This is a genomic window from Undibacterium cyanobacteriorum (assembly GCF_031326225.1).
Taxonomy (GTDB): domain Bacteria; phylum Pseudomonadota; class Gammaproteobacteria; order Burkholderiales; family Burkholderiaceae_D; genus Undibacterium; species Undibacterium cyanobacteriorum.
This window is the reverse complement of sequence record NZ_CP133720.1, coordinates 155901-178790: the sequence shown is the minus strand read 5'-3', so window position 1 is coordinate 178790 and position 22890 is coordinate 155901. Positions and strand designations below refer to the sequence as shown.

Sequence of the window (22890 nt, the reverse complement as noted above, 5' to 3'; positions counted from 1 at the left end):
AAGGAGAACGCGACCAAACCATGAACATTGTTGATTGACGTAAGGTGAGTGAGAAGCTTAAGGTGTTGAGATCGTTGGTGTTGGTGTGGTTTTGTGTAAAAATGGTGATAAAAGCGAGCTGAGTTCTCGCTTATTTTTTGTGGATTATTTGGGATGGGTGTCCATTGATTCTTATTTACCTCCTGAAGAATGGACTTCTCCAGTATTTGATTTAGTTGAGGGCCCCTTGTTTCGAAGATTGGGTAAGAACGGCGAGATTCGGAATTGGACGAATCGAGCGAATCAGACCAGTATTCACACTGACAAGGCTGCGGATTTGTTTAACCGGTATATTGTGAACTAGGTTGCTTGAAATGCGTTTAGATGAATCCACCGATGAAGATGAAATTTACCTGTTTGAACGAGTGGTGGTTCATCTTCAATCTCGTCACATGTATTCGCAAGATGATGCTGTTGCGTTAGTGAACGGATATTATGCAAATTTTACGGACCACACATTTTGCGAAAGATTTAACATTCCTGTTCAGAGTGTTGAATTTTTCTGTCACATCGAGGCGGTTTCTATGGCTGATCGTGTTCATTATTATCAAGGGCTCGGTCATACACCAGATGAGCAGGCTTTCGTAGAATGGCAAAGAAGATTTGAGAAATTGAGGGATTGAACATGGCAGTTCTTATTGAAGCAATATCTGTTGTCATTCGCTGTGAAGCTATTGCAAAGAAATTTTTTGGGGGCATCGAGAATTTTAAAGCTTCACTTCCTAATAGCACTCTTTGCGCTGATGGAGAACTGGCCAGCGTTAGTTTTATGACGCCAGTTGACGTCAAGAACTATGTTGATTACTTAGTTGAGCAAGGATTGGTTTTCAAAGAATGTGACACGGCTATAGACTTAGTCGTTGTGGACCAAAAACGTGGGGTTACATCGGAATGTAATTGGACGATTTTTGGAAAAGCAGACTGGAACAACGATCCAGATTGCCCTATTTCCGTTTGTCAACATGTGCCAAGCAAAATCAAACATGTCGTTGTGCCGGAAGGTTGGAACTACGTTTCGTCTCTGAGTGTTTCTAGTTATTTTGTCGATCAAGAAAATATTCCACCTAGTTTAAAGTTTGTCCGACGTGAGGGAAATTTGGATGTGCTCCATGACGAAAATACTAGTCAAGAGTTTTTTGTGAGGCGTACTTAATCGATTAGTGTGATAAATTGAATAAAATTCAGTGGTGAGCACGAAATATCAACCAATTCTATAGCTGAACGAACTTATATGATCGCCAATTCTGCACATATGAATCGTCGCAGAGTCTCGTGAATGGCGAGAGTGCTTCCTGAATCGAAGTGCTGTTCTTTCTCTAATCTTAAGAGAGTTGGAGAGGCAAAATTAGACGCTTTTGCGAAATCAGTGGTTAAAGCAATGCATGGCGCCTCGGCACAGCCGAGTACCTACGCGTAGAAGCTATGTGGGTCTTGCATTGAGTGGCAGACATATATCGATGTTAGTAATGTAGTTTCATCGTCATTCGCAAAGATCTACAGGCTCCTGTTGATGCTGCTCAAAACTAGGCTAAGACATTGGTTCGCATCATGGCGAACTTATGATTTTAAGCTTTGGAATACCATTGGTTTGTTGGTTGGAATTTTCCAATATTGCCTCAATAGATTTGAATGTTGAGTGGTAAGTATTGCGCTAGAAATTTTTCTGCAATCAGGTCTGCTGAGGTTCGGGCGAATGTGGATGCTCTCTTTTGCAACTGTTTGCGCAATAAATCTTTGTACTTGTCGATCAATTTTTTGAAAGATTATTGCGCAGTTTTGATATTGATGTCTAAAAAATGAGATGTAAAATATTTGATTAGTGCGGTCAGCCAAATTGAAAGTGTGGAACCTGCTATTTTTTGCCTATGGCATTTTACTCGCCACCTGGGGCAATCTTATCAAGTCGTAGAATGCTGGGTGTTATGCAGTCGAAAATTTATCATACAAAGTTAAACCGAATAAATTGTCTTCACGAAAGGAAACACGATGCATTACTTTTCGGATCGTGATCGAGCGCTAGTTGAGGCTCTCCAATACGACCCAACTTTAGAACCGTCTTTCGACGCAATGAAGAGTTGTCTGGTGTGGCCAGACGAATGCCCTGAAAATCTAACCAACGATGGATATGAAAAGTTGTGCGATTTACTTATAGCGCGATCGTTTATCCACGAAAATAGACCATTTTCGTCTTGGAAATTAGACCCCGTCTATTTTGAACATGTATGGAATGAGGCACGTGCCGCCCAAATAAAATGGCCTGGTTTCAATAGGTTAGAGTTGTCACCAGAGGATCGCGCCTATCTCAACAATGAGCTGGCAAACGACGATACCATCTAAACGGTAACAACTACCAAATGAACGGCCCTATCGAAAAAGTAAATTATAAGACTGTCCAATAAAGAGATATTCGTTGACCTAAACTAAAGCCACTGTTTTTTCTTCTCAAATGAAGGAGGTGACTGAGGCCGATGGTGCGTAGACCTTACGTCTCTTTACAGGCAACACCGTATTATCACTGCATAGGGCGCTGTGTTCGTCGTGTGTTCTTGTGGGGTAAAGATCATTTCTCTGGGCAAGTTTTTTCGCATCGGAAAGCCTGGGTGGTCGAGCGTTTGGCCGAGCTATCAGAGGTGTTTGCGATGTCGGTTTGCGCTTATGCGGTGATGTCCAACCATTACCATGTTGTGTTGCATGTCGAGCGTGAAGCTGCGGAGAAATTAAGTGAAGAGGAAGTGCTGCGACGCTGGAGAATTGAAAAGACACCCAATTCCAAAAGCAACATTTTGAGTAGATGTCTACGTGTAACCCTCCCGTAAAATCGTACCACGCAAAACTAGAGAAATGAGTCAAACTACTTGCTCAAGGAGGCTAGTAATAGATTGAAAAGACACCCAATTACAAAAGCAACTTTTTGAGTGGATGTCTACGGACTTCAAAAGATCGGTAAAACAATGATTATTCAGGAGCTGAAAAACGAGTTGCTGGCCGCCGAAAATATTTTGAACACCGAGTATTCGTTCGAGAAAGCCGAACCGAATTACTGCCGATGTCTCGAAATCATATATGGCGCACCTGAATCAAAGTCGCAGTTTGTCGATCTGATGACATCTCTTTTTGAAAGCAATCAAGTGAGTGATGAACCTTTGGCGTTTCTAATGCATTCGCTGCGTTGGCCGGAGATCCGCGCATGGGCCGAAAACAAGCTGCGCCAAATGCCCAACCCGATCGCAACAGGTCGCCCACTTGAAAAACTGATCGAAGCGTTTAATGAAGACTGGGAGAACCAGCAATTTTACGAATTATTCACTAAAGAATAGTTGGGACAAATAGAGTTTCGGCGGATGCCGTTCAATGATCACAGCTGAAATCGCGAACATCCATTTACTGCAACACGCGTAGACGAGCTAGAAACAGAAAGGACAAATAATATGACAAAGATCTACAACCTCAAGCTCTTGCTGTCTGCTGTACTCGCCCTTTGCATGTTTCTGCCGCTGTCGCAATGTACACGCTATGTTGAAAGCGCCAATGGTGGCGAGATCAAGTCTGAGGTCATCTCACACGAGTATGTATTTCAGTCTGCTGATGATCCCTATTCATGGTTGGGCGCGCTTGGCTTTATAGCACCCGCTGCCCTGTTGCTGCTGGGACGCAAGTCTTCGCACCCAAGGCGCTTTTCGATTGCGACTTTTTGTGCCGCTGGCCTCGCCTTACTCGCCGTCATGCGCGCAGCCGTGTTCAATCAATTATTGTTAGGCGGCTACCTGGCTTTGGTCAGCGCCGCTTTATTGATGAGCATCATCTTGTTTGAATGGACGCGTAGCTGGTGGCAACGTCGACATAAAAACATTTCACAAGCTGCTTGATCACTCTCTGCTACCAATCTCCTCCATCACAAAATCAACAAAAGCGCGCACCGTTGCCGACATGAGGCGGTTCGGTAAATAGACCATCGAGTACGGGCGGGTTTGTCCGGTGTAGTCTTTGAGGACTTCGACTAAGCGGCCCTGTTTCAAATCTTCATCGACGATGTAATGAAAACTTTGGCAGATGCCTCCGCCGTTTTTCGCCAGCGTCATCGCGCCTAAGACGTCGTCGGTGACGGAGACCATGGCTTGTAGATCGAATTCGCGCGTTTCGCCATCGATGCTGAAGAACCATGGAAAAGGGCGACCTGTACTCGGCAGCAGAAATTGTAAGCAGCGGTGTTGATGCAAATCTTCTGGGGTTTGCGGCACACCGTAGCGTTTCAAATAATCAGGCGAGGCATAGGTGCCGCGCACTACATCTTCAAGCTTGCGCGCGACCAAACGCGAATCGTCGGGCATGCCGAGTCGTATGGCGACATCGAATCCTTCTTCGACAAAATCAACATTGCGATTCGCCACATTCAATTCAATTTTGATTTTGGGATAGCGCTCAAAGAAACGCGGCATCAGCGGCAACAAACGATGATGGCCATAGGTTGTCGGCAGGCTGACGCGCAAGCTGCCGCTCGGTTCACGCTGTTTGCCCAACAGATTTAATTCCGCATCGCGAATTTGTTGCAGCGCTTGGGTACATTGTTCGTAATAGGCTTTACCCGCATCGGTGAGACGAATTTGACGTGTGGTGCGGACGAATAATTTCACTTGCAAGCGCGCTTCCAAACGCGCCACAGAACGACTCACCGCTGCTGGCGTAATGCCCAACAGATTCGCCGCCACCGTAAAACTTTGCTGCTCCGCCGCCTTACAAAACAATTCGATGGAGCCGAGTTGAACCGCATCGAAGCCTCGATGAATGGCGCGGGTGACATGGTTCATGGCTTGCTTCCTTTATGGTTTGACGCTCTCGATTCTGCTCAAGATACGGGTGCGATGATGCAATCGATGGGAGTGAAATACCATCACTCCATGACATCAATCATTCAAATACTTGCCGAAATGACCTCGATTTTAGCTAAAAACATCGTCTTTTCATTACATCACGTAATAAATGATATGCATTGTAATCCGTTTATTCGCAGCGTGTTGATCTCTACACTGGCGTCATTGAAAAACACATTTGAAAGGAAACAGTCATGCAAACTACAACTCCAAGCACAGTACCAAACACAATACCAAGTAGCCAAAAAGCCGTCCGCATTCATCAATTCGGTGGCCCCGAAGTGTTGGTCTACGAAGATGCGCCAGTCCCCACCATTCAAGCGGACGAAGTGCTGGTGAAAATTCACGCTGCCAGCGTCAACCCTGTCGATTGGAAAGTCCGTGAAGGCTATTTGAAAGATATGCTGCCACATCGCTTGCCACTGATTCTTGGCTGGGATTTTGCTGGTGAGATCGTCGCTGTTGGTAGTGCAGTACAAGGCTGGAAACTCGGTGATGCAGTGTATGCGCGTCCTGATATCGCTCGTGATGGTAGCTATGCTGAATTTATCGCGGTACGTGCCTCAGAAATCGCTGCTAAGCCTAGCAAAGCGAACTGGCAACAAGCAGCTGCAGTGCCACTCGCTGCTTTGACGGCATGGCAGTCTTTGATCGAAGGCGCTGCGGTACAAGCGGGTGAACGCGTGTTAGTACATGCCGGTGCAGGCGGTGTCGGTAGCTTCGCGATTCAATTGGCAAAATCACGCGGCGCTTATGTGATCACCACGACGTCGAGCAAAAATGTCGACTTGGTCAAATCCTTGGGCGCTGATGAAGTGATCGACTACACCCAACAAGACTTCAGCCAACTACGTGATATCGATGTCGTGTTCGATACTTTGGGCGGCGAGATTCAAGACAAATCTTGGCAAACCCTGAAGCAAGGTGGTCGCTTGATCTCGATTATTTCGATGCCATCCGAGCAGCAAGCGGCAAGCATCGGCGGTAAAGCCCTGTTCTGCTTTGTTCAACCAAATGCACAGCAATTGAACGAGTTGGCGAAAATGATCGACGCCGATCAGTTGAAGATTGTGATTGATAGCGTGTTCCCACTGACTGACGTCATCGGTGCCCATGCCAAGAGTGCGACCGGACGTGCGGTTGGTAAGATCGTGATTCAGGTTGCTTAAGGGGATAAGACATCATCTCGCAACATCGCACAAAGGATTCCTCAATGGCGGGGCGATCCGGCAATGCGAGATTGTACGATCTGCACGGTGTTTAAAAAGAAAGCCAAGCGACGCCCTTGAGGATACTCTTCAGTCGGCGTGGTTTGGCCCGGAGCCTCGTGTTGTAGATGAATGTCTAATTTCCCGTCGGTCGGGCACTTCAGTGTAAAGCGCGCCGCATCCCTCAAATTGTGCCATCCCATATTTTGATCGTTGATGCGAACGAGGCTGCGTCGGTTACTGCCATAGTAATGACCGCCAAGACTCACAACAATTTCTTCACAGGCTTGCGGCACCAAGATAAGCAAGGAAGAATCTGGTCCATCCGACCAACGTCCACTCCAATCGCCGCCTGGCAATTCCAGTCGACTCCACCCGCTGACAAATTGAATGAACTCTTCCTTATTGAAGTCGTCCGCAGTAATTGTTTTACGCTCTTCACACGTCACGGCACCGTTCAAATACCGCCATCCAAAACCGGCCTCAACCGTGCGCTGCCCTGCCTTAAGCTGACTTCCTGCGCCACAAATTTGTTGCTCGATACTTTGGTTATACACATGAAACATGCGCTTACGAACAAGGCCTCGGTCAATAAATGTGTAGACTTGATCGACCCGCATTTCTTCGCCGTCTCTCTGTGCGTTCAATTCGACAAAGAGCTCAGGTTCTGGGTTATAAAGAGATGGTGCGTGCCGCAAGATCTGATGCGACACGAGATTGAAATGTGGCTTCAGATTCACGAAGGCACTGACGGATAATGCCATCTGAATCGCTATAAAAATACTGAACTCGGAAAGGCCTGGTTTTCGTTCTCGCCAACAATACGCCAAAAAAACAAAGAAAGGCATGCCCGCCCAGAAAGCGTAACGCATCATACCCATCCCGCCAGAATGCCAATTTCCTGTTGTCAGCGCAGGCGCCGCGAGGCAAAGAGAAAACGCGATGATCAAGGCAAAGATGAACCATTCTTTACGGTTCACCGACGGCTTCATCAAGGATATAAGTATCGCGCCCCATACACCGCACAAGCCGATCAACATTCCTTGGTTTACATCGAAAAAGAAGGAAAACAAGCGAACACCACCCATTAAGCTTGGAATGGTCGCTACTTTCATGATGATATTGGGCGTCTCAAAAGCCCAAAGATTGAACAAAACAGCGCTCGAAAAAATCGCAGCTCCCAACAGCGCTGCAACAATCGTAATCGGCCTAAAGGCGAGCCTGAATAAAGCTCTGAGATTGTTGAAAATACTCTGATCTACCCGATAATCTACAGCCCACTGTAATAAAGGCAAAAAGCCTAAGGCGAATACGATAGGGGGATTTTGTAAGGCGGCGAAACCCACCAAGCAACTGGCAAAAATGCGGCGCTCTCGTAGATAGAGAAAGCTAGCCGCACTGAGGAAAGCGGCACACATGACCTCGGGACCTAACCAATACAAATAGTTCAATCCACCGCAGAGCATCCACACAATAATGCAGGCACTGGCTTTGATCCAATCACCAAAAAAGACTTTGGCACTCCAAGCCAATAGACACACACTCAGCAAGTTCACCAACAAGAAGGCCTTCAGCGGATTCACGCCGCCCATCTCGAGTAATTTAAAAGGAAGTGCTGCGAGCGCCGAATAAGCGAAAAAATGAATCGCCAAATACTGCCCGTGAATGCTTTGATAGAAACCAGCTTTGGGCACGATATCGTGTTGATTCATCCCTTGTGCGATGAGGTCCATACTCGGCTTCATCAAAGGTAAACGTGTGGCGATATGCGACACGTCACTGGGGCGAATATCAGGGGTCCCATGATCGGCAATCGCTGCACTCATGAGTATGTATTCCTCAATATCGCCTTGATAATGAATACTACTCGTACTGATAGCAATCAGCACCACCATGATCATACTGAAGGGTACCCATACCGTTTGGTATCGAATCAATTGCGATGAAATGCGCGAAAAAAAAGACGTGAGCCGAGACATATGTGGCAATTACAAGGCGAGTAGAAACACACCAGACAACATCAGCGCAAAGCCACACAGCTTGAGAATGCCAATCGGTTCTTGGAGAAAAAACACGCCAACCAAAGCTACCAAGATAATGGTGCAGGCGGTCATGAAAGGATAAGCAAAACTAATCGGCAATCGACGCAAAGCAAGGGCGTACAGGACAAATCCAATGCCGTAAGAAGCAACCGCCGCCCCTAAGTACATTAACCGCGTCAAGCTTGGATTGTCACTCAAGGCTGCTTGTAAATGAGACATGCGCAAACAGTAAGTCGCCACTGCACTGGCCACACCCGCAAGAAAACACAATACCAAACCCAACCAGTTCAACGCGAGATTCATGCGATACTTCCCATCACAGCTAACATGAGCGCGGCAAAAATCAATACCAAACCACGCTTATCTTTACTTACAAATAGAATCGGATCTTCATTGACTAAACCGCGCGAAGATAAGATCCATAGACGCCCCAACCACAGCATGATGATGGGCACAATGCCGATCAGGTATACCGGTTGTTTGTAGAGGCGTAAAACATTTTCTGAATTGAAGTACAGCATAAAGATGATCAGTGCCACAAAACCACTATTCACACCTAGCATACTGACTACTAATTTATCCTCCACACGATACGCACGGCCACGCGTTTTATCTTTTCCTGCTTTCGCCAAGTTATACAGTTCGCTATGACGTTTCAACAGCGCCAAACTGAGGAAGATAAAAAACGAAAACGAGAGCAACCAAAACGAAAGCTCAATGCCAGTTGCCACTCCACCACCGACGATACGCAGTGTGTAGAGGATGGCCAAGGTCACTACGTCGACCATCATCAGTCGCTTCAAATACAGCGAGTACACCAAGGTCGCGCACAAATAGACCAAGACCACGGCCAGAAATTTCAAACTTAAGCTCAAGGCGAGTGCAACCGCCGCCCCCGCCAGTATTGGCGCCATCATCAGGCCCAAAGGCAGCGGTAAATGACCCGCTGCTAGAGGACGCTTACGCTTCTCGAGATGAACCCTGTCGTCATGCACATCTAAGGTATCGTTGAGCAAATAAGCACTCGACGCAGCACAAGAGAAACACACAAAAGCAATCAAACCTTTGACGACGGTATCACTCAATAACAAGTGCGCCGCCAAAATAGGGACGAATACCAGCAGATTCTTCAGCCATTGACGTGGTCGCATTGCCTTCAACAGCGCTTGCGGCAAACCCATGCGGTCACCGCCAACTCGCTCAGTGGAGTGACGGCGATCTAATTTAAAAGCACGGGTAGTGACTGAGTAGGCGCGGCGAGCACTACGCCAAATGGCAAGGTCCGCGCTGGAGTTTCCAACGTAGTCAAATTGGCGCTCACCATAGCGCTGCACTAGAATGTCACGCTTATGATCGGCCACGGTATTGATGGTGCCATCGGAGGCAATCACATCGTGAAATAATTGCAGATGGTGTGAGACGGCCATTGCCAACTTTTGATGACTACCGGTCGCTAAAATAAGAGTGCGCCCACTGGCATGCGCTTCACGCAGTTGCTGCACAAGCACTTGATCGTAGGGCAAATGGCTGGCATCGAGCTCGGTTTCTGCGGCGATCGCGGCTTTCAAGAAAGCTTTACCACGTAAAATCCACAAGAAAAACCAAAAGAATTTCCACGGCTGGCGTCGCAGCAAAATGAGTGCGGTCTCCCACAGAAGATCTGTCTTGACTAAAGTCCCATCAAGGTCGACCACGAGTGGGACTTCAGCATCGAGAAAAACCTTGTCGTTCCGGGAATCTACACTTAATTGCATTTTCTATTCTATTTCGGGAAAGTGAGGCGCATCTTATAGGAAAATATTCTTACATACTAGAGATTTGCCAAGAATTTAACAATTCAAATAAACTCCGAGATCTAGCAGACAATTTGAAGACATTTCCAGCGAACATGTTTATCCTGACACTGCATCAAACAATACTTTTGAGCAAGCATCTCTATCACCATCGTCTCGGAAAATAAGCATGCTGAAAATCACACAGATCGACCATTTAGTCCTCACCGTCGCTGACATCGACCGAACCTGCGATTTCTACCAACGCGCCTTAGGAATGGAAGTGGTGCACTTTGGCGCTGGGCGCGTGGCACTGAGCTTCGGTCAACAGAAAATCAATCTGCACCAGGCTGGTAAAGAATTCGAACCCAAAGCACAACACCCAACCCCGGGTGCGATCGATCTCTGCTTGTTGACGAACACCGAAATCACGGAGGTGATTCAGCATCTGGAAAGTTGCGGGGTCAGCATTCTGGAAGGCCCAGTCCAAAGAACCGGTGCACAAGGTCCCATCTTATCCGTGTACTGTCGCGATCCCGACCATAATTTGATCGAGATCTCCAAGCAAATTCCACACAAATTTGAATCGTAAAGCCCTCACCATGAAACCCTTTTCTCGCAAACTCAAAGCAACATGTGGCATCGGCGTACTGCTCATCGCGAGCTGCCTCGGCGCGAATAGCAGCATGGCACAGGATCAACAGGATGCCTTGCAAACCATTGAGCGCTTTTATATCAACTACTTCAACTTCGATATACGTTTATCCCCAAATGCCACTGCACCAAGCCCGGTTTTATCGATCGCGTTTGCCAAAGAAATTCAGAAAAATGCCTTGCTGTGTAAGAAGTATTCTGACTGGATTTGCGGCTTCGGCAGTGGCGGCGATCCTTATCTCAATGCACAAGACCATGACGAACATCTAACAGCACGCAACGCAAAACTCCAAGTCCGCCTAAGCCCTCAACGTCGGCAAACGCAGGACAAGGCCACAGTGCGGGTGCAATTCTATTTATTTCCGAACGACCAAACGAGCCTGCGTGTACTCCATTATCGGATGAAATATGAAGATGGACAGTGGCGCGTTGATGATATCGTGTACGACGATCAGCGCAGCGCACGGCAGCGGATTCGAGCTGAAATAAAGTCCCTGTTACAAACGACCAAGTAGTGAACTATTCCCGCCAAGGGAAATCATCTCCACGATCAAGCCTCATGCCCGCAATGAACTCAGACATCATCGAAATCCTCAACGACGAACAGATTCGCCTCTGCTTCCCCGCCATCCAAGCATTACGTCCCCACCTCGATCTAGAGAGCGCTTTAGACCAAATACCAAGACAGCGCGCACAAGGCTATCGCCTGTTTGGTGTAAGCATGCACAATGACTTGGGGGAGCAGCAAATCCCGAGCATCATCGGTTTTCGCTATGGCGAGTTTCTCGCGTGGGGAAAGATTATTTATATCGATGATCTCAGTACGGTAGAGACGGCGCGCGGACTGGGGCACGCCAGCCTGCTACTGGATCACGTGGTCCACATTGCGCGCGAACTATGCTGCCAGGCCGTACATCTTGATAGCGGTTATGCTCGCCAAGCAGCGCATCGACTGTATCTCAACAAGGGTTTTGTCTTGTCGTCACACCACTTCGCCTTGGCACTGTAGTGCCACGTCATGCTTGGATGAGCGGATGACTTGACGACCCAATGGTCGAATGGTCTCAGCGTGAAAGAGTCTAACGCGGCTCGCTCGAGACACCAGCCGTAGCCGTTTCAGGTGCATAGTCTTCGGTCGGTTTGACCAAAGGCGGCAACTTTTTATTGATCAAAGGTAGATTAGTAACTTCGGTGCCATCAGGACGCACCGCTTGTTGGGCTGATAGCCAATCGCCATTATCTTTTTCTGTGCTTTGCATGATCTTCTCCAAAACAAAGTCTTAAACTGCGTTCAAAACCAAGGTAAAGAAAAGATCATAGACCGCGACTGTTAGGCTGCCTACCGCAGCAAAAGACTAGTCAAAGAAAGTTTGTGCCAGCTCAATAAACTGGCACAAGCTTGTTTGAAAATCAAAGTAAGGATGGACAAGTCCAAAGTTTGCAATCGGTTTGTAATGACTAGCTACCGAAGAACTCCGCATGCACCGCTTGCAAAGCTTTCTTTCTATCTTCTTGATGTACCAGCATATAGGCAGCGACTTCACTCGCGCCCGCTGCCGCCAAAGTGACTCGCACACCACTCGCAATCGCGGCTGACAAGGCTCGACTAGCAATCGCGCTACCAACATCCGAGGCTTCCAGTACGCCATCGCCGACCACCGCCACAATCGCCACTTCATCGTTACGGCTCACATCCACCACACCCGCCAAATGATGTTCTTTCAAGGCCGCATAGGCTGCGTCAAGATGATCACGCGCTAACAAAATGTTGATTGCGGTTTGTGCCGTCAACACGCTCTTGATGTTGATGCCATTTTGATCCAAGGTATTGGTCACTTGCGCCAAAATGCCAGGTTTAAAACCAACGCCTGGACCGTGTAATTTGAGGATGGCGACGTCCTCGGTCGAAGTCACACTTTTCACCACGTCTTTGGTTACCTTACGCTGAGCATTAATGATGGTGTAGGGTTGCAAGCCACGCTCTGGACGCGTGATATTTAAAATGCGAATCGGAATATCTTGATCGAACAAAGGCTCGACCGTACGTGGATGCAAAATCTTGGCGCCAAAATAGGACAGTTCGGCGGCTTCCAAATAATTTAATTGCGAGATCGAACGCGGTGCTGTGACCGTGCCGGGATCGGCACTTAAGAAGCCATCGACATCTTTCCATACATCGAGGGACTCCGCTCCGATGCAGCAGGCGATCGATGCCGCTGAGTAATCTGAACCACCGCGACCAAACAAGGTCGCTTTGCCTTCCCGATCGACACCATAAAAACCGGGAACGACGATCACTTCATTGCCTTCCAAAGCCTGGGCCACGGAAGCAGCGCTGGCCGCGAAATCACAGGCGGAGTTACCGAAGACACCATCGGTAATCAGGCCGATGTCTTCCGGCAGTGCTTCACGGGCGGCAATACCACGGCTCTGCAAGACTTCCGCCAATAACAAGCTCGATAGGCGCTCACCATAACTCAAGATCGCATCATTCACGAAAGTCGGTACATCGCCAATGCAATGGATACCGGTCAAATAGCGTTCGAGTTGATCAAGTCGCTCACCCAAGGCTTTTTCAGTACGCGCACGATGTTCGGCGTCATGCAGATTGGCTTCTAAAATCGTCTTTTTCAGAGCGCGCAGGGTTTGCGTGTAGTTGCGGCTATCCGCCAAAGCGGCCTTGGTACCAGCGCCTTCTTTTGCGGCTTGCACGCAAGCGATCAATTCATTCGTAATGCCATAAAACGCCGACACCACCAAGACCAAGGGACGTTGATAGGTTTGCACCACATTGACGATACGATCGATATCCTCAGGACGGCGCAAATTCGAACCGCCAAACTTCACTACAATTTTTTTCATGATGGGAACACTTGATGACGATGGAAATCCAAGAATGTAGGCAAAACGACATGCTCCGTCGGCGCATCGCGTTTGCACATGTTTTGTGTTCCTTGCATAACAAGCGCCCACCCAATGGCCAAAGCTCAATGACGAGCGCTCAATAACGGGCCCACAAAAAGAAGCCTGCAAGCTTACTGTATGCTGGTTTCTGGGTCAAATGCCGCATCCCGTGTTCGCGCAAACTAAGGGCAAAACCTTGGTCTATTTGCGCCTTCGTTTGCCGCGAACTCGTCTACATTACACACTCAGACTTTCCGTTTGGCATTATGAAATACGAGCAACCCACGTCCTCCATCGCCTTAGATCCACATCGCACTTTTCCAAGCGACGCCGGTCTTGCTACGCCACGCCTCAACGCACCACAGGACTTCAAAATACGCTTGAGTGCTTATGATCCACGCGCCGTGGGTGGGCGGCAAGTCGTGCGTTTGTCATTGCCGATTCACTTTGCGCACCACTACGAGGAATTAGAGTTGCGCGTGCGTTGTGACCTGCTGCCACTCAAAGTTAGTCAATATCGCTTTATTCGGGCCTTGAATCGAGAATGGCAATCCGTGCTCCTGAGTTTCTCATCACGTGACAAGGAACATGGACAATATCCATTAGAACTTGAACTCAGAGCCCATGCGTTCGATGCTCAGCATGACTCCAATTTAAGTTGCCGACAACGCTGGCTCAGCCATAGTATTTTGTTCCTACCCCGTAGCAATGCCAGCTTAAGTGAGATTCACCAAGTCTTTTTACATAGCCAGAAAAATGTACGCGTGATCGCTGAAGATGGCGCCATTGCTCGCGTTCAACATGGCGCCACCGCGAGCGCACAGACGCAATTGGATGTCGTTGCGCGCGATGGTGCGCTGGCGCAAGTCCACATCGAGACCGATCGCAGTAACGGTATCCAAGAAAGTAGTCCCGGTTATTTAGCGTGGGATGAAGCGCTCGTGGAAGTCGCCGTCCAAGTTAAAGTTGCCACACAAAATCAAGCTGACGGCCCAGCGGAAGTGGAAGTAACACCATCGCGCGCAAGCAACCTCAGTCATGCAAGCACTCACGAAAGAGCCGCGCCCCGTGGGCCTCTCGAGATGCATTCAGAGAAAAAATTGGCGGTGGAGAAACTGGCATGTCGTGTCGACTACCATCATCGTATTCGTCATCATCACCTCAGCGTCATCGCCGCTGAACAATGGCGCTTCGGTCGAACTAGTAGTAGCGATCCGACCTCGACTCCAACATTAGAAAAACAGATACAAGACATTGTGCTCGAACATCCGCGCATTAGCGCAGTCCATGCGGAAATACTGTGTCAACAAGAGCAGTTTTTCATTCGTGATCACTCGCGTTTTGGCGTTAGCGTACAAGGACAAAGACTGGTGAAAGCTCAGCCCCACGTCTTAGGAGTAGGCGATCGCCTTGATTTTTGCGCGAGTTTTCCGGGGCAACTTGAATGGCAAGTCGTGGCCTTGTTCGATAGCCTGAACACCACTCTCGATACGACCTTGCACCACAAACAAGCATGCTTGCTGCGTCGCCAAAACGAGCATGGCGCTTTCGAACATTTATGTCTGGTGCATGCTCCCAGCTTAAGTCCCAGCACCTTATTGCAAATCGGCCAACTGTGCCAACAACTGTATGCCACACCAAGCCACGCCCATTTCGTCAACACCCTGCCACCTAAACAGCACTGGCTCACTAGTCCGTCATCCGAATGGCAGGTAGAGCCAATACCCCCGGCGTCTTCCTCGCTCAGCGCAGCAAAATAAGTCTTATCGAAACGCTACAAATGCGGATATAGCCCGCTTTCACCTGCCTGTTTGCGTCTTTTGCTCCAGCCCATGACTGCTACTATTTTCAGCATTGCTCGCTGTTTTTTGTAGCTAGCTTTGCAAGCTGCTTTTGCCAGCCCCTTTCCGCGCCGGAGTTTTGTATGTTGAGCCTTTTCACACGCCCCCATCTCGATTGCCCCCGTTGTGGTTGCCATCTCTCCAAATCTTCGAGTGCTGCGCCTGCTACAGACCACCAGCACAGAACTACGGAAGAGCGCTACTGCACCGAATGCGGATTAGATCTCGATACCGAACAAGATGCACTCTTACCGGGCAAACTTCTTGCGCTCGGTTTTCATGTCAGCAAGCTCGCTAACTTCTTGCGTTTGCATGGACAAGACGCAGCTGCCTATCGCATACAAATTTTTCAGTACGGACAAATCTTCGAGTTGGGCTTAGAACACAATGAAGCGAGCCGCACCACTCAACCACTGGGATTTGATAGCACCGCGCCGGCAGGCATCCTCATCAGTCGTAGCAATACTTTTACATGCCCGCTGCATTTTGGTGAATTGCATACGGCAGAATTCTTGCCCCTTGAAGCGAAGTTGGATCTGCAACTATCGATTGCCAAAGGAAATCAGTTCGCGCGCCGTTTCATGGCGGGACAATGTCGGCTCAGTGAATCCGACTTACAAAGCCTGCTGACCGGTAGTGCGCGCCAAGCTTGCCTTGAACTGATTAGCGCCCACAGTCTGCGCGAGCTGCAGGATCACAGCACGCTCCAAATTCAATTACAAGACGAGATCAGTAAAACTCTCCATAGCCAGCTCGAACAACTGGGGCTACAGTTACACCAAGTCACGGTGACAGAATTGAGTCATCACAAATTGAGCCAAGCACGCGAAGACTTGGGTGAGAAACTGGCGAGCTTGTACCTGATCATCGACGAAAAACGGGCCCAAGTCGAACATCGGAAAACGCTTGATACGCTCTACAGCGAAAGTGAGTGGCAGCAAATCAAGCGTGATGAAGAACGGGTGCGTCTGCGTTATCGCCATGAAGAAATGCGCCAGCAATTGGGGCAAGATCTTTCTTGGCTGTACTTACGTGGCGAACACGAAAACGCCAAGAAGCGACTGAGTCGCGCCAAACTGCGGCAAGATGAAGCCGAACGTTTACACGCGATTCAGTTGCGCGAACTAGAGCTGTATGCACGCATCGCCGAAGCCAGCACCCGCAAACAAGCGATCGAACGCGGCGCTGCGGAAACGGTTGCCAATCTCGAACATCAATTGCGCGCCAAGAAAGAACAACAGCAAAACGAGAATGATGAGTGGCTACATATTCGTACTTTGGCACGCATCAAAATGCGCTCCGAGTCCGAGTTGGCGCAGATGCACAGCAAAGAGGCTGCACAGCTTTTGCAACAGAAGATCGAACATCAATTGCAACAGCAACGTCTAACGCAAGAGATCGAGCTCAATCAACGCAAAGCACAAGGCTTGCAGCAAGAAGAACAAGCTGCATGGCTGCATGATCAACAACGCAAACAACAACTACGCGAACAGGCGCTCGAAGAAGAAGCACACCAAACACGTTTATTAAGTTTGAGCCTTGAGACCGAAGTGCGCGCACGTGAATTTAAGCGGTTGCAAGAATGGGAAGAACAAGTCGCCCAACAGCGGCACCAGAAACTGGCACGAGAAGATGCGCTGGCCGCTCAGGAACACGCGCTCAAAGTGGCACAGTTGCAGCAAGAAATCGATCGTCTTGAGCAGCACAAAATGCAGACCCACAACCAAATCCAGCACGACAAGTTGCAACGCACTTTGGCGCTGGAAGCCGAATTTGCACTACAGACGCAGCAACGCGATCTGGAGCGCATCGCTCACATCGCGAAACTCGACGACGCCAGCAAAATCGCCGTGAGCGAAGTCGGCAACGCCAGCCTCTTAAGTGAACTCAACAAGATGCAAACCCTCGCGAGCATGAGCCCAGAACAAATACTCGCGATGCACGCCGCGCACTCTGAGCCAGCTGCAAGAGCCGCTGCCGAAATCAAGCGACAAACGCACGGGCTATCGTGGGAAGACACCGTGCGGATGCTACATGAACGAGTGCAGGAAGAAAAAGCGCAACGCGAAGCAGAACAGCTACGCCGCCATGAAATTGATTTGCAGGCGGCACAGAATGCTGCGTTTCATCACGCGAATAAACCTCAGCGCAAGTGACCTCGCGTGCGAGGTACATAGTCGTTTGAAGAACAAAGAAGTGAAAAACAAGTCAAGCACGTGTCAACATGCCCAGCGCTATCCAACAAATTCGTGAATTACGTGCCCTGCATGAGGAAGGCCTCCTCAATGCACAGGAATTCGCACGGCGTAAAAATACGATACTGGACAGCGTATTTGCTCTTTCGAAGAGCGAACAGCAAGACAGTGCTGACGCTGGCGGCGACAACTCGTCCCCAACACCGGACCACAGCGCGCCGCAAATCCAACGCAGCACCACCGATCTCGGTTATTTGATAGGCCAACACGTGCAGGCTATTGGCAAAGAATATCGTCTCGAAAAATTAGTAGGACAGGGCGGCATGGGGCAAGTCTGGCAAGTCCATGATCTCAGCACTGAAGCTGAACTTGGCTACAGTGAAGCACTCGCCCTTAAAATTATTAGCCCAGAATGGTGTGCCAGCGCAGCCCATCGCCGCCTATTGATAGAAGAAGCGAATCTGGTCCGCAAATTAGCGCACGACAATATCGTCAGGGTGTATGACTGGGGACGCGATCCAGCCACCGGTAGCGTTTTCATTGTGATGGAGTATTTAGAAGGCCAAGATATCGAAAGCTATCTACGCCAACAATTGAGCAAAGCAGGGCCCGGTATCCAAGGCCTCAGCCTCAAGCACGCTTTAAAAATTCTGCGCCCTGTCGCCAACGCCTTGCACTATGCATGGAATAAACAAGGTTTGGTTCATCGAGACCTCAAACCTTCGAATATTTTCTTATGCAAGAACGGCAGCATCAAGCTTTTGGATTTTGGTATTGCGGCGCGCTTTGAAAGCATGCAGGTCAATGGTGGCATGGCCGCCCCTCAGTCGGGCACGATCGGATACCGGGCACCTGAAACGTCTGTGCCACACCATACTTATCACCCGACCGCTGATGTGTACGCGATGGCATCGATGTTATATTTTCTGTTGGAAGGTCGGGTCCCCCTCCAAGACGGAAACCAGAAAAGCACATTGAAACAACCGCGCGCTCTTCAACCTGCACAATGGCAAGTGCTTTTACAAGGCTTATCGCCGGACCCACACCAACGTCAAGCCAATCCACTGACCTTAATTCATGCATTGAGTATGACGTTGGTAGAAGCGCACGATGGCCCACAACCCTCTTTGCACGAGGTCGATCTTCGAACCCAGCAGCGACAACAACGCAAAGCAGAAGAGCAACGTCGTCGCCAGCAAGCGAGTCAGGCTTTGCACTATCTGCAAAGCCTTGTGAAGACAAGATCTGAAAAAACCGCAATGATCTCTAGCAAGCGTATTGCTAGTTCCGAGATCAACTCGCATAAAAATGCGGACAACTGGGATCAAACACGCCATTATCTCGGCGCAGTCAGTCATATGACGGAAACCAAGGATATCAATCCCGGACATCGTTTGGCTTATATCCATCCACCTCAGAAATTGGACTAGGGCTAGGTTTGCAGCTGCTTAGCTTAGTCAATTAGCCCAGCAAGTCCATCAAAATACTTACTTGATAGGCGCGGAGGTAGATCCGCCCAAGGCCTTCAGGCGATTCTCCGCGTTGCGATTGGCTGGGTTTAATGTCAATGATCGACGATAGTGGTCGATCGCCAATTTGGTTTTCCCTTGCGCTTCATAGCCCTCCGCTAAGCTATCAAAGGCATTAGCATCTTTAGGGTAGAGTTGCGTCCATAAGGAAAAAATCGCCACGGCTTGATCGAACTTCTTTTGCGCCAATAATGTGTAAGCCCAGGTCTGCAATTGCGGCGCGCTCAAACTAAATTGTGGATCACGTGTTTGCGCGGCTTGATAACGTTCGGCGACTTTACCAAAACCATCTTCCGCTAGCTCTTGAGCGAAGCTGCTCTGTGTTACCACCTGAGCTTGAGCGCGGCTGATATCCATGCGCATACTATGCCGTGCGGCGCCATTCTCACTTGGATTCTTCTGTAAAAAATCTTGCGCAGCGCGATCTTTCAATAAGGATGCCGCGAGGAATTGACGAATGTAGTGCGCCATCACGCTGTAAGCTTGGACCAATTCTTCGCGCTGATATTCTCGATATGAAGCGGGGCTCGACTCATGCAAGCGCATTGCCGTGAAATCGTGATGTTGCATCGGGTAAGAAATCAATTGGTACACATCGGTGTACTTGGCAGCATTCAATAAACTAAAGCTTGTATCGATACCGCTGCGATTGATTTGCGAAATCGTATCCGGGCTGCGCGAAATATACAGCCACGGTGCAGTCAAACGTCGCACATCGATTTGTTTGGTGAGCTCTGGCTCACGCGTGCCATCTAAACTCACGATGGCGCCGATGCGCGAATCCCGCGCCGCGGCAAACACGGTGGTCATGCCGCCCCAACTCCATCCCATGACCGCGATCTTCTTGGCATCCACAAAATCAAGGCTATGTGCATAACCAAGCAAAAAGCGCACATCGGCGATTTGCGGCTCGGCAGCCTCCATTCCATCACCAATCTCTTTGCCATTCTCGGCCAAACTCGTGCTCGAGATAACAACCATGCCATGGCTAGCCAGGTATTCAAATAACTCAGCATTTTCGTCTGCACTACCGCCAGCACCAGCAGCATAAATCACGACCGGAAAACGCCCCGCCACCGCGCTTGCATTGAACTGTGCTCCGGTGCCACTGCGCAACAAGTTCTGTGCCGCTGGACCTAAGCGCCGTTGCAGGTTTTGTTCATACTTCGCAAAAGCGGCAGCGATTTCTTGTGATGTTGCTGCTAAATTGGCTTCCGTAAAACGGGTCCGTACGTAGTCTTGATACTGAACCCTTGTAGCGCTCGGTGACACTTGTGCTGGGTACCAAATCAATGTTTGCAGCGGCCGTGCGCGTTCACCTTGATATGCGGCTCCAGTCACAGGATCAAAAGCCGGATGAAAAACGCGACCATAATCTAACTGCGCCACCACGCGAAAGCCAACGGCATAGGGGCCGCGCGCGACTTGAATCGCGGGCGAGGTCTGCGCCGCGCTCACAGACGGCAAACCAGCGATGCTCACGGCCACCACCGGTGTGATCAATGCCGCCAACCCTATGTTTCGACGAACACGAGCGAGACAGCCAAGGACTTTTGCAATCAAACTGAAATGATGTAGTTTCATGAGGAGACCAACAAAAAGGAAGTGACCATAAACGTCGAGATAATGTAATCCATCATCGGAGGCTGCATCAGCAAGGGCTGCCCCAGCAAGGGCTGCCCCAGCGAAGACTGCATGTGCGAGCCTATATCGCGCAATCAAGGTCACAATTATCGCATCAAATAAGCGCACTTTTGATCGCTTCAGGTGCACATGATTCGCGTTAGGCTGTCTATTTGTTTTAGAATGGCCCATCTGTTTTCTTTCACTACATGGTTTTCTATGTTCGCTCAGCGTATCGCACTTCTTGGCACACTCGCCTCGTTCTCCATTTTCTCACCTTTAGCCATCGCTGCCAGTCCGGGTGACGCTGCTCTGCCAGCAAGAACTTTGATCATTGATGCCATCAAGGGCAGTTATGGAAGTGCCTGTGTCGACGTGAGTTCAAGGAACCCTTCGGGTGCGAGTGTGGTGTTAGATCGCATTTCCAAGGCGAATGGCCTTGCGCTTGATTGCACCGAAACCTCGACGAGCATCAGTTTTACCAAAGAAGTTGCGGAAAAAGGCAGTAGTGGATTCATTTGTAGCAAGACCCAAGCCGGCGTCACAACGAGCCTAGGCTTTGCGGCGGGTAGCGCCGATCCTTCTAGCCAATTTGTCAGCCTTGCGAACGACGGCGCAAGTCCGACGGGCTTGTATTGCTCTGCCTCTACGAATTTCGAGAAACTGCGCAGCCTGCGTCTCTACGTGGCGCTGGGATCTATCATCCAGCAAGCCAATCTGCCCTACAGTTGTGGCGGATTAGGGGCCGGAGCCAGCGCACCGAGCCCAAGCACTTATAGTTTTGATGGGAAGAATTTGTCGCTGTTTGGAAAGAGCTTCGCGCTCGAGAGTAACTTAAACTCTGAACGCTTCTTATCGAATGCCAGTACGAGTTCATTGAGCCTCAGTTTTAACGGCGGTGAAACTCTGACTTTACACTTAGGTCGCGACGGAAAAAATGTAGGCTTAATCACGATAGCCTCAGGTACGTCGATGGTGTCATGCTTACCTAAGAAAGCCAAATAAAGAACAAGCTTGTCGCCCGCATGCAAGTGCGGGCCTTGGCTGGTTAGTTCACCTCACCGGTCAACATCTCATGTATTCAATAGACTTATGCCAGGGCCAAGCCATTGCGCCAGCTTCGTGCGTTCTTGTGCCAACCAAGGTTTAAGATCAAACTTGCTAGGGCTACTGATATGAGCGCCGCCGATGAATTCAATCTTCAAACAGGCTTGCAATTCGCTCATAAATTGTGAGAAATCGAACAGTGATTCAAGTCGCGGCCACTTGAACTCATCACGATAGAAGCGTGAACTCGATTCGATGCGTAGATCATCGTAAGGTCGCCACTGCACTACAAACTCACCATCATGCCGACGGAGGTCGACGCACCAGTGTCCATAACTGGGAATACTGAGGGCGAGCCGTAAGTCCTCTTTCCTTAACTGGTCACGCGCATGAAGCCAAGCATCATTGTCAGCTGTTGAAAAGCAAAAAACGAGCGACCATGTTTGTCCACGCGTGGGTAGGCCCATGTGCTTGGCCCATTCAATCACAGTTGGAGAATTTTTTTGTATCAATCGTAGTCCTTTGGAATCCGCTCGTTGCACCGACTCACCAAAAAAGCGCTAGAGGATATCGCAGAATCAGTTGACCCATACTGCGCTGAGTCAAACGGAACTTACTCTGCCGGTTTATTCAATCGAGCGCTCGGCTCGCTTCGCATAATGCCTTCGACAGAATCTCTTTATCGATCAAACCTGAAGCTGGTTTCTTGATGGAAGCGGCTGTCGAAATAGCGCCAGTTTGGTAGGAAATCCCGTAGATCGTGAAGTAAGTACCGCTCGCATCGGGCACAAAAGCGTAAGCGCCGTTATAGCCCTCGGTGTTGAGCACTTTGGCAAATTCGGTCGCCGCCGGCATGGAACCATGCACCGCATCGAGCAATTTATTTTTCTCAAGCTTGGTCGTAAATTTCTCGAATTGCACCGATTCAATGCCATCGATCTCGACAAATTTTCTCCAACAAGCGTGCTCGAACGATTTCTCACGCATGGCTTTAAAGGACTTAGCACCGAGTTCATTCTTGCTGTAATCGAAGAAGGCAACATTCAAGGGCTTCAGGCCGGCTTCGCAGGGCGCGGCAAACACACACAAACAAGTCACAAAGAATAGGGCTTTTTTCACAGAGTCTCTCTTTCTCATACAGTTCAATAAGGCGTCACATCGCATCGTA

The 22890-nt window shown here is 49.2% G+C and carries 22 protein-coding genes; 13 read left to right on the top strand and 9 right to left on the bottom strand.

Annotation, left to right across the window (positions count from 1 at the left end; translation table 11 throughout):
• The first annotated feature begins 353 nt into the window (after positions 1 to 353).
• The 5 genes from RF679_RS00755 to RF679_RS00735 all read left to right on the top strand — a co-directional run bounded on the left by RF679_RS00755 (position 354) and on the right by RF679_RS00735 (position 3905).
• A complete protein-coding gene (locus tag RF679_RS00755; RefSeq protein WP_309482316.1) occupies positions 354 to 662 on the top strand; it encodes a hypothetical protein in 309 nt (102 codons plus the stop codon).
• 2 nt (positions 663 to 664) lie between these two features.
• On the top strand, positions 665 to 1192 hold the full coding sequence (locus tag RF679_RS00750; protein ID WP_309482315.1) for a hypothetical protein: 528 nt from the start codon (positions 665 to 667) through the stop codon (positions 1190 to 1192).
• Positions 1193 to 2507: 1315 nt separating this feature from the next.
• On the top strand, positions 2508 to 2855 hold the full coding sequence (locus tag RF679_RS00745; protein ID WP_309482314.1) for a hypothetical protein: 348 nt from the start codon (positions 2508 to 2510) through the stop codon (positions 2853 to 2855).
• 99 nt (positions 2856 to 2954) lie between these two features.
• Positions 2955 to 3356, top strand: coding sequence for a hypothetical protein (locus RF679_RS00740; protein WP_309482313.1), 402 nt, complete (start codon positions 2955 to 2957; stop codon positions 3354 to 3356).
• 111 nt (positions 3357 to 3467) lie between these two features.
• The gene (locus RF679_RS00735; RefSeq protein ID WP_309482312.1) at positions 3468 to 3905 is read left to right on the top strand and encodes a hypothetical protein; all 438 of its coding nucleotides are present in this window, start codon (positions 3468 to 3470) and stop codon (positions 3903 to 3905) included.
• Here RF679_RS00735 and RF679_RS00730 read toward each other — a convergent pair whose 3' ends face one another.
• A complete protein-coding gene (locus RF679_RS00730) occupies positions 3906 to 4844 on the bottom strand; it encodes a LysR family transcriptional regulator (protein WP_309482311.1) in 939 nt (312 codons plus the stop codon).
• A gap of 257 nt (positions 4845 to 5101) precedes the next feature.
• Between RF679_RS00730 and RF679_RS00725 the strand changes: the two genes are divergently transcribed.
• Positions 5102 to 6076 carry an NADP-dependent oxidoreductase gene (locus RF679_RS00725; protein WP_309482310.1) on the top strand — a complete coding sequence of 325 codons (975 nt, stop codon included), beginning with the start codon at positions 5102 to 5104 and terminating at the stop codon, positions 6074 to 6076.
• Positions 6077 to 6117: 41 nt separating this feature from the next.
• On the opposite strand, the gene RF679_RS00720 is transcribed toward RF679_RS00725, so the two are convergent.
• From RF679_RS00720 to RF679_RS00710, 3 genes are all read right to left on the bottom strand, one after another.
• Positions 6118 to 8010, bottom strand: a complete 1893-nt coding sequence (locus RF679_RS00720) for a hypothetical protein (protein WP_309482309.1) — start codon at positions 8008 to 8010, stop codon at positions 6118 to 6120.
• A gap of 93 nt (positions 8011 to 8103) precedes the next feature.
• The gene (locus RF679_RS00715; RefSeq protein WP_309482308.1) at positions 8104 to 8460 is read right to left on the bottom strand and encodes a DMT family transporter; all 357 of its coding nucleotides are present in this window, start codon (positions 8458 to 8460) and stop codon (positions 8104 to 8106) included.
• Positions 8457 to 9911, bottom strand: a complete 1455-nt coding sequence (locus tag RF679_RS00710; RefSeq protein WP_309482307.1) for a UbiA family prenyltransferase — start codon at positions 9909 to 9911, stop codon at positions 8457 to 8459. Before RF679_RS00710 ends, RF679_RS00715 begins: the two co-directional genes overlap by 4 nt.
• A 208-nt stretch (positions 9912 to 10119) precedes the next feature.
• Between RF679_RS00710 and RF679_RS00705 the strand changes: the two genes are divergently transcribed.
• The 3 genes from RF679_RS00705 to RF679_RS00695 are packed head-to-tail and all read left to right on the top strand — an operon-like array spanning position 10120 to position 11592.
• Complete coding sequence (locus tag RF679_RS00705) at positions 10120 to 10521, top strand: VOC family protein (RefSeq protein WP_309482306.1); 402 nt, start codon at positions 10120 to 10122, stop codon at positions 10519 to 10521.
• Between the two features lie 10 nt (positions 10522 to 10531).
• Entirely contained in the window at positions 10532 to 11098 is a 567-nt protein-coding gene (locus tag RF679_RS00700; RefSeq protein ID WP_309482305.1) for a YqhG/Tai3 family protein, read from the top strand.
• Positions 11099 to 11142: 44 nt separating this feature from the next.
• Positions 11143 to 11592, top strand: a complete 450-nt coding sequence (locus RF679_RS00695) for a GNAT family N-acetyltransferase (RefSeq protein ID WP_309482304.1) — start codon at positions 11143 to 11145, stop codon at positions 11590 to 11592.
• 70 nt (positions 11593 to 11662) lie between these two features.
• On the opposite strand, the gene RF679_RS00690 is transcribed toward RF679_RS00695, so the two are convergent.
• Both RF679_RS00690 and RF679_RS00685 read right to left on the bottom strand, forming a co-directional pair.
• Positions 11663 to 11842: a hypothetical protein gene (locus RF679_RS00690; protein WP_309482303.1), complete on the bottom strand. Its 180-nt coding sequence runs from the start codon at positions 11840 to 11842 to the stop codon at positions 11663 to 11665.
• Between the two features lie 199 nt (positions 11843 to 12041).
• Positions 12042 to 13445, bottom strand: coding sequence for an aspartate kinase (locus RF679_RS00685; protein WP_309482302.1), 1404 nt, complete (start codon positions 13443 to 13445; stop codon positions 12042 to 12044).
• A 308-nt stretch (positions 13446 to 13753) separates the two neighbouring features.
• On the opposite strand from RF679_RS00685, the gene RF679_RS00680 reads away from it, so the two are divergent.
• The 3 genes from RF679_RS00680 (at position 13754) to RF679_RS00670 (ending at position 18953) form a co-directional block, all read left to right on the top strand.
• Positions 13754 to 15247 (top strand): FHA domain-containing protein, encoded by a 1494-nt coding sequence (locus RF679_RS00680; protein ID WP_309482301.1) that lies wholly within the window; start codon positions 13754 to 13756, stop codon positions 15245 to 15247.
• Between the two features lie 164 nt (positions 15248 to 15411).
• Positions 15412 to 17484, top strand: a complete 2073-nt coding sequence (locus RF679_RS00675; RefSeq protein WP_309482300.1) for an SPFH domain-containing protein — start codon at positions 15412 to 15414, stop codon at positions 17482 to 17484.
• A gap of 68 nt (positions 17485 to 17552) precedes the next feature.
• Positions 17553 to 18953 (top strand): serine/threonine-protein kinase, encoded by a 1401-nt coding sequence (locus tag RF679_RS00670; protein ID WP_309482299.1) that lies wholly within the window; start codon positions 17553 to 17555, stop codon positions 18951 to 18953.
• 57 nt (positions 18954 to 19010) lie between these two features.
• Here the strand turns inward: RF679_RS00670 and RF679_RS00665 are convergent, their stop codons facing one another.
• On the bottom strand, positions 19011 to 20804 hold the full coding sequence (locus RF679_RS00665) for a poly(ethylene terephthalate) hydrolase family protein (RefSeq protein WP_309482298.1): 1794 nt from the start codon (positions 20802 to 20804) through the stop codon (positions 19011 to 19013).
• A gap of 90 nt (positions 20805 to 20894) precedes the next feature.
• Here RF679_RS00665 and RF679_RS00660 point away from each other — a divergent pair, with 90 nt between their 5' ends.
• Positions 20895 to 21680, top strand: a complete 786-nt coding sequence (locus RF679_RS00660; RefSeq protein WP_309482297.1) for a hypothetical protein — start codon at positions 20895 to 20897, stop codon at positions 21678 to 21680.
• A gap of 68 nt (positions 21681 to 21748) precedes the next feature.
• Here the strand turns inward: RF679_RS00660 and RF679_RS00655 are convergent, their stop codons facing one another.
• On the bottom strand, positions 21749 to 22234 hold the full coding sequence (locus RF679_RS00655) for a hypothetical protein (RefSeq protein ID WP_309482296.1): 486 nt from the start codon (positions 22232 to 22234) through the stop codon (positions 21749 to 21751).
• A 118-nt stretch (positions 22235 to 22352) separates the two neighbouring features.
• On the bottom strand, positions 22353 to 22841 hold the full coding sequence (locus tag RF679_RS00650; protein ID WP_309482295.1) for a hypothetical protein: 489 nt from the start codon (positions 22839 to 22841) through the stop codon (positions 22353 to 22355).
• Positions 22842 to 22890 lie beyond the last annotated feature (49 nt).

Coding starts and splice junctions, on each gene's coding strand:
- RF679_RS00670 (WP_309482299.1), top strand. CDS start 17,553: ATGCCCAGCGCTATCCAACAAATTCGTGAATTACGTGCCCTGCATGAG.
- RF679_RS00695 (WP_309482304.1), top strand. CDS start 11,143: ATGCCCGCAATGAACTCAGACATCATCGAAATCCTCAACGACGAACAG.
- RF679_RS00745 (WP_309482314.1), top strand. CDS start 2,508: ATGGTGCGTAGACCTTACGTCTCTTTACAGGCAACACCGTATTATCAC.
- RF679_RS00660 (WP_309482297.1), top strand. CDS start 20,895: ATGTTCGCTCAGCGTATCGCACTTCTTGGCACACTCGCCTCGTTCTCC.
- RF679_RS00755 (WP_309482316.1), top strand. CDS start 354: ATGCGTTTAGATGAATCCACCGATGAAGATGAAATTTACCTGTTTGAA.
- RF679_RS00705 (WP_309482306.1), top strand. CDS start 10,120: ATGCTGAAAATCACACAGATCGACCATTTAGTCCTCACCGTCGCTGAC.
- RF679_RS00750 (WP_309482315.1), top strand. CDS start 665: ATGGCAGTTCTTATTGAAGCAATATCTGTTGTCATTCGCTGTGAAGCT.
- RF679_RS00710 (WP_309482307.1), bottom strand. CDS start 9,911: ATGCAATTAAGTGTAGATTCCCGGAACGACAAGGTTTTTCTCGATGCT.
- RF679_RS00720 (WP_309482309.1), bottom strand. CDS start 8,010: ATGGTGGTGCTGATTGCTATCAGTACGAGTAGTATTCATTATCAAGGC.
- RF679_RS00680 (WP_309482301.1), top strand. CDS start 13,754: ATGAAATACGAGCAACCCACGTCCTCCATCGCCTTAGATCCACATCGC.
- RF679_RS00730 (WP_309482311.1), bottom strand. CDS start 4,844: ATGAACCATGTCACCCGCGCCATTCATCGAGGCTTCGATGCGGTTCAA.
- RF679_RS00735 (WP_309482312.1), top strand. CDS start 3,468: ATGACAAAGATCTACAACCTCAAGCTCTTGCTGTCTGCTGTACTCGCC.
- RF679_RS00715 (WP_309482308.1), bottom strand. CDS start 8,460: ATGAATCTCGCGTTGAACTGGTTGGGTTTGGTATTGTGTTTTCTTGCG.
- RF679_RS00690 (WP_309482303.1), bottom strand. CDS start 11,842: ATGCAAAGCACAGAAAAAGATAATGGCGATTGGCTATCAGCCCAACAA.
- RF679_RS00685 (WP_309482302.1), bottom strand. CDS start 13,445: ATGAAAAAAATTGTAGTGAAGTTTGGCGGTTCGAATTTGCGCCGTCCT.
- RF679_RS00725 (WP_309482310.1), top strand. CDS start 5,102: ATGCAAACTACAACTCCAAGCACAGTACCAAACACAATACCAAGTAGC.
- RF679_RS00700 (WP_309482305.1), top strand. CDS start 10,532: ATGAAACCCTTTTCTCGCAAACTCAAAGCAACATGTGGCATCGGCGTA.
- RF679_RS00675 (WP_309482300.1), top strand. CDS start 15,412: ATGTTGAGCCTTTTCACACGCCCCCATCTCGATTGCCCCCGTTGTGGT.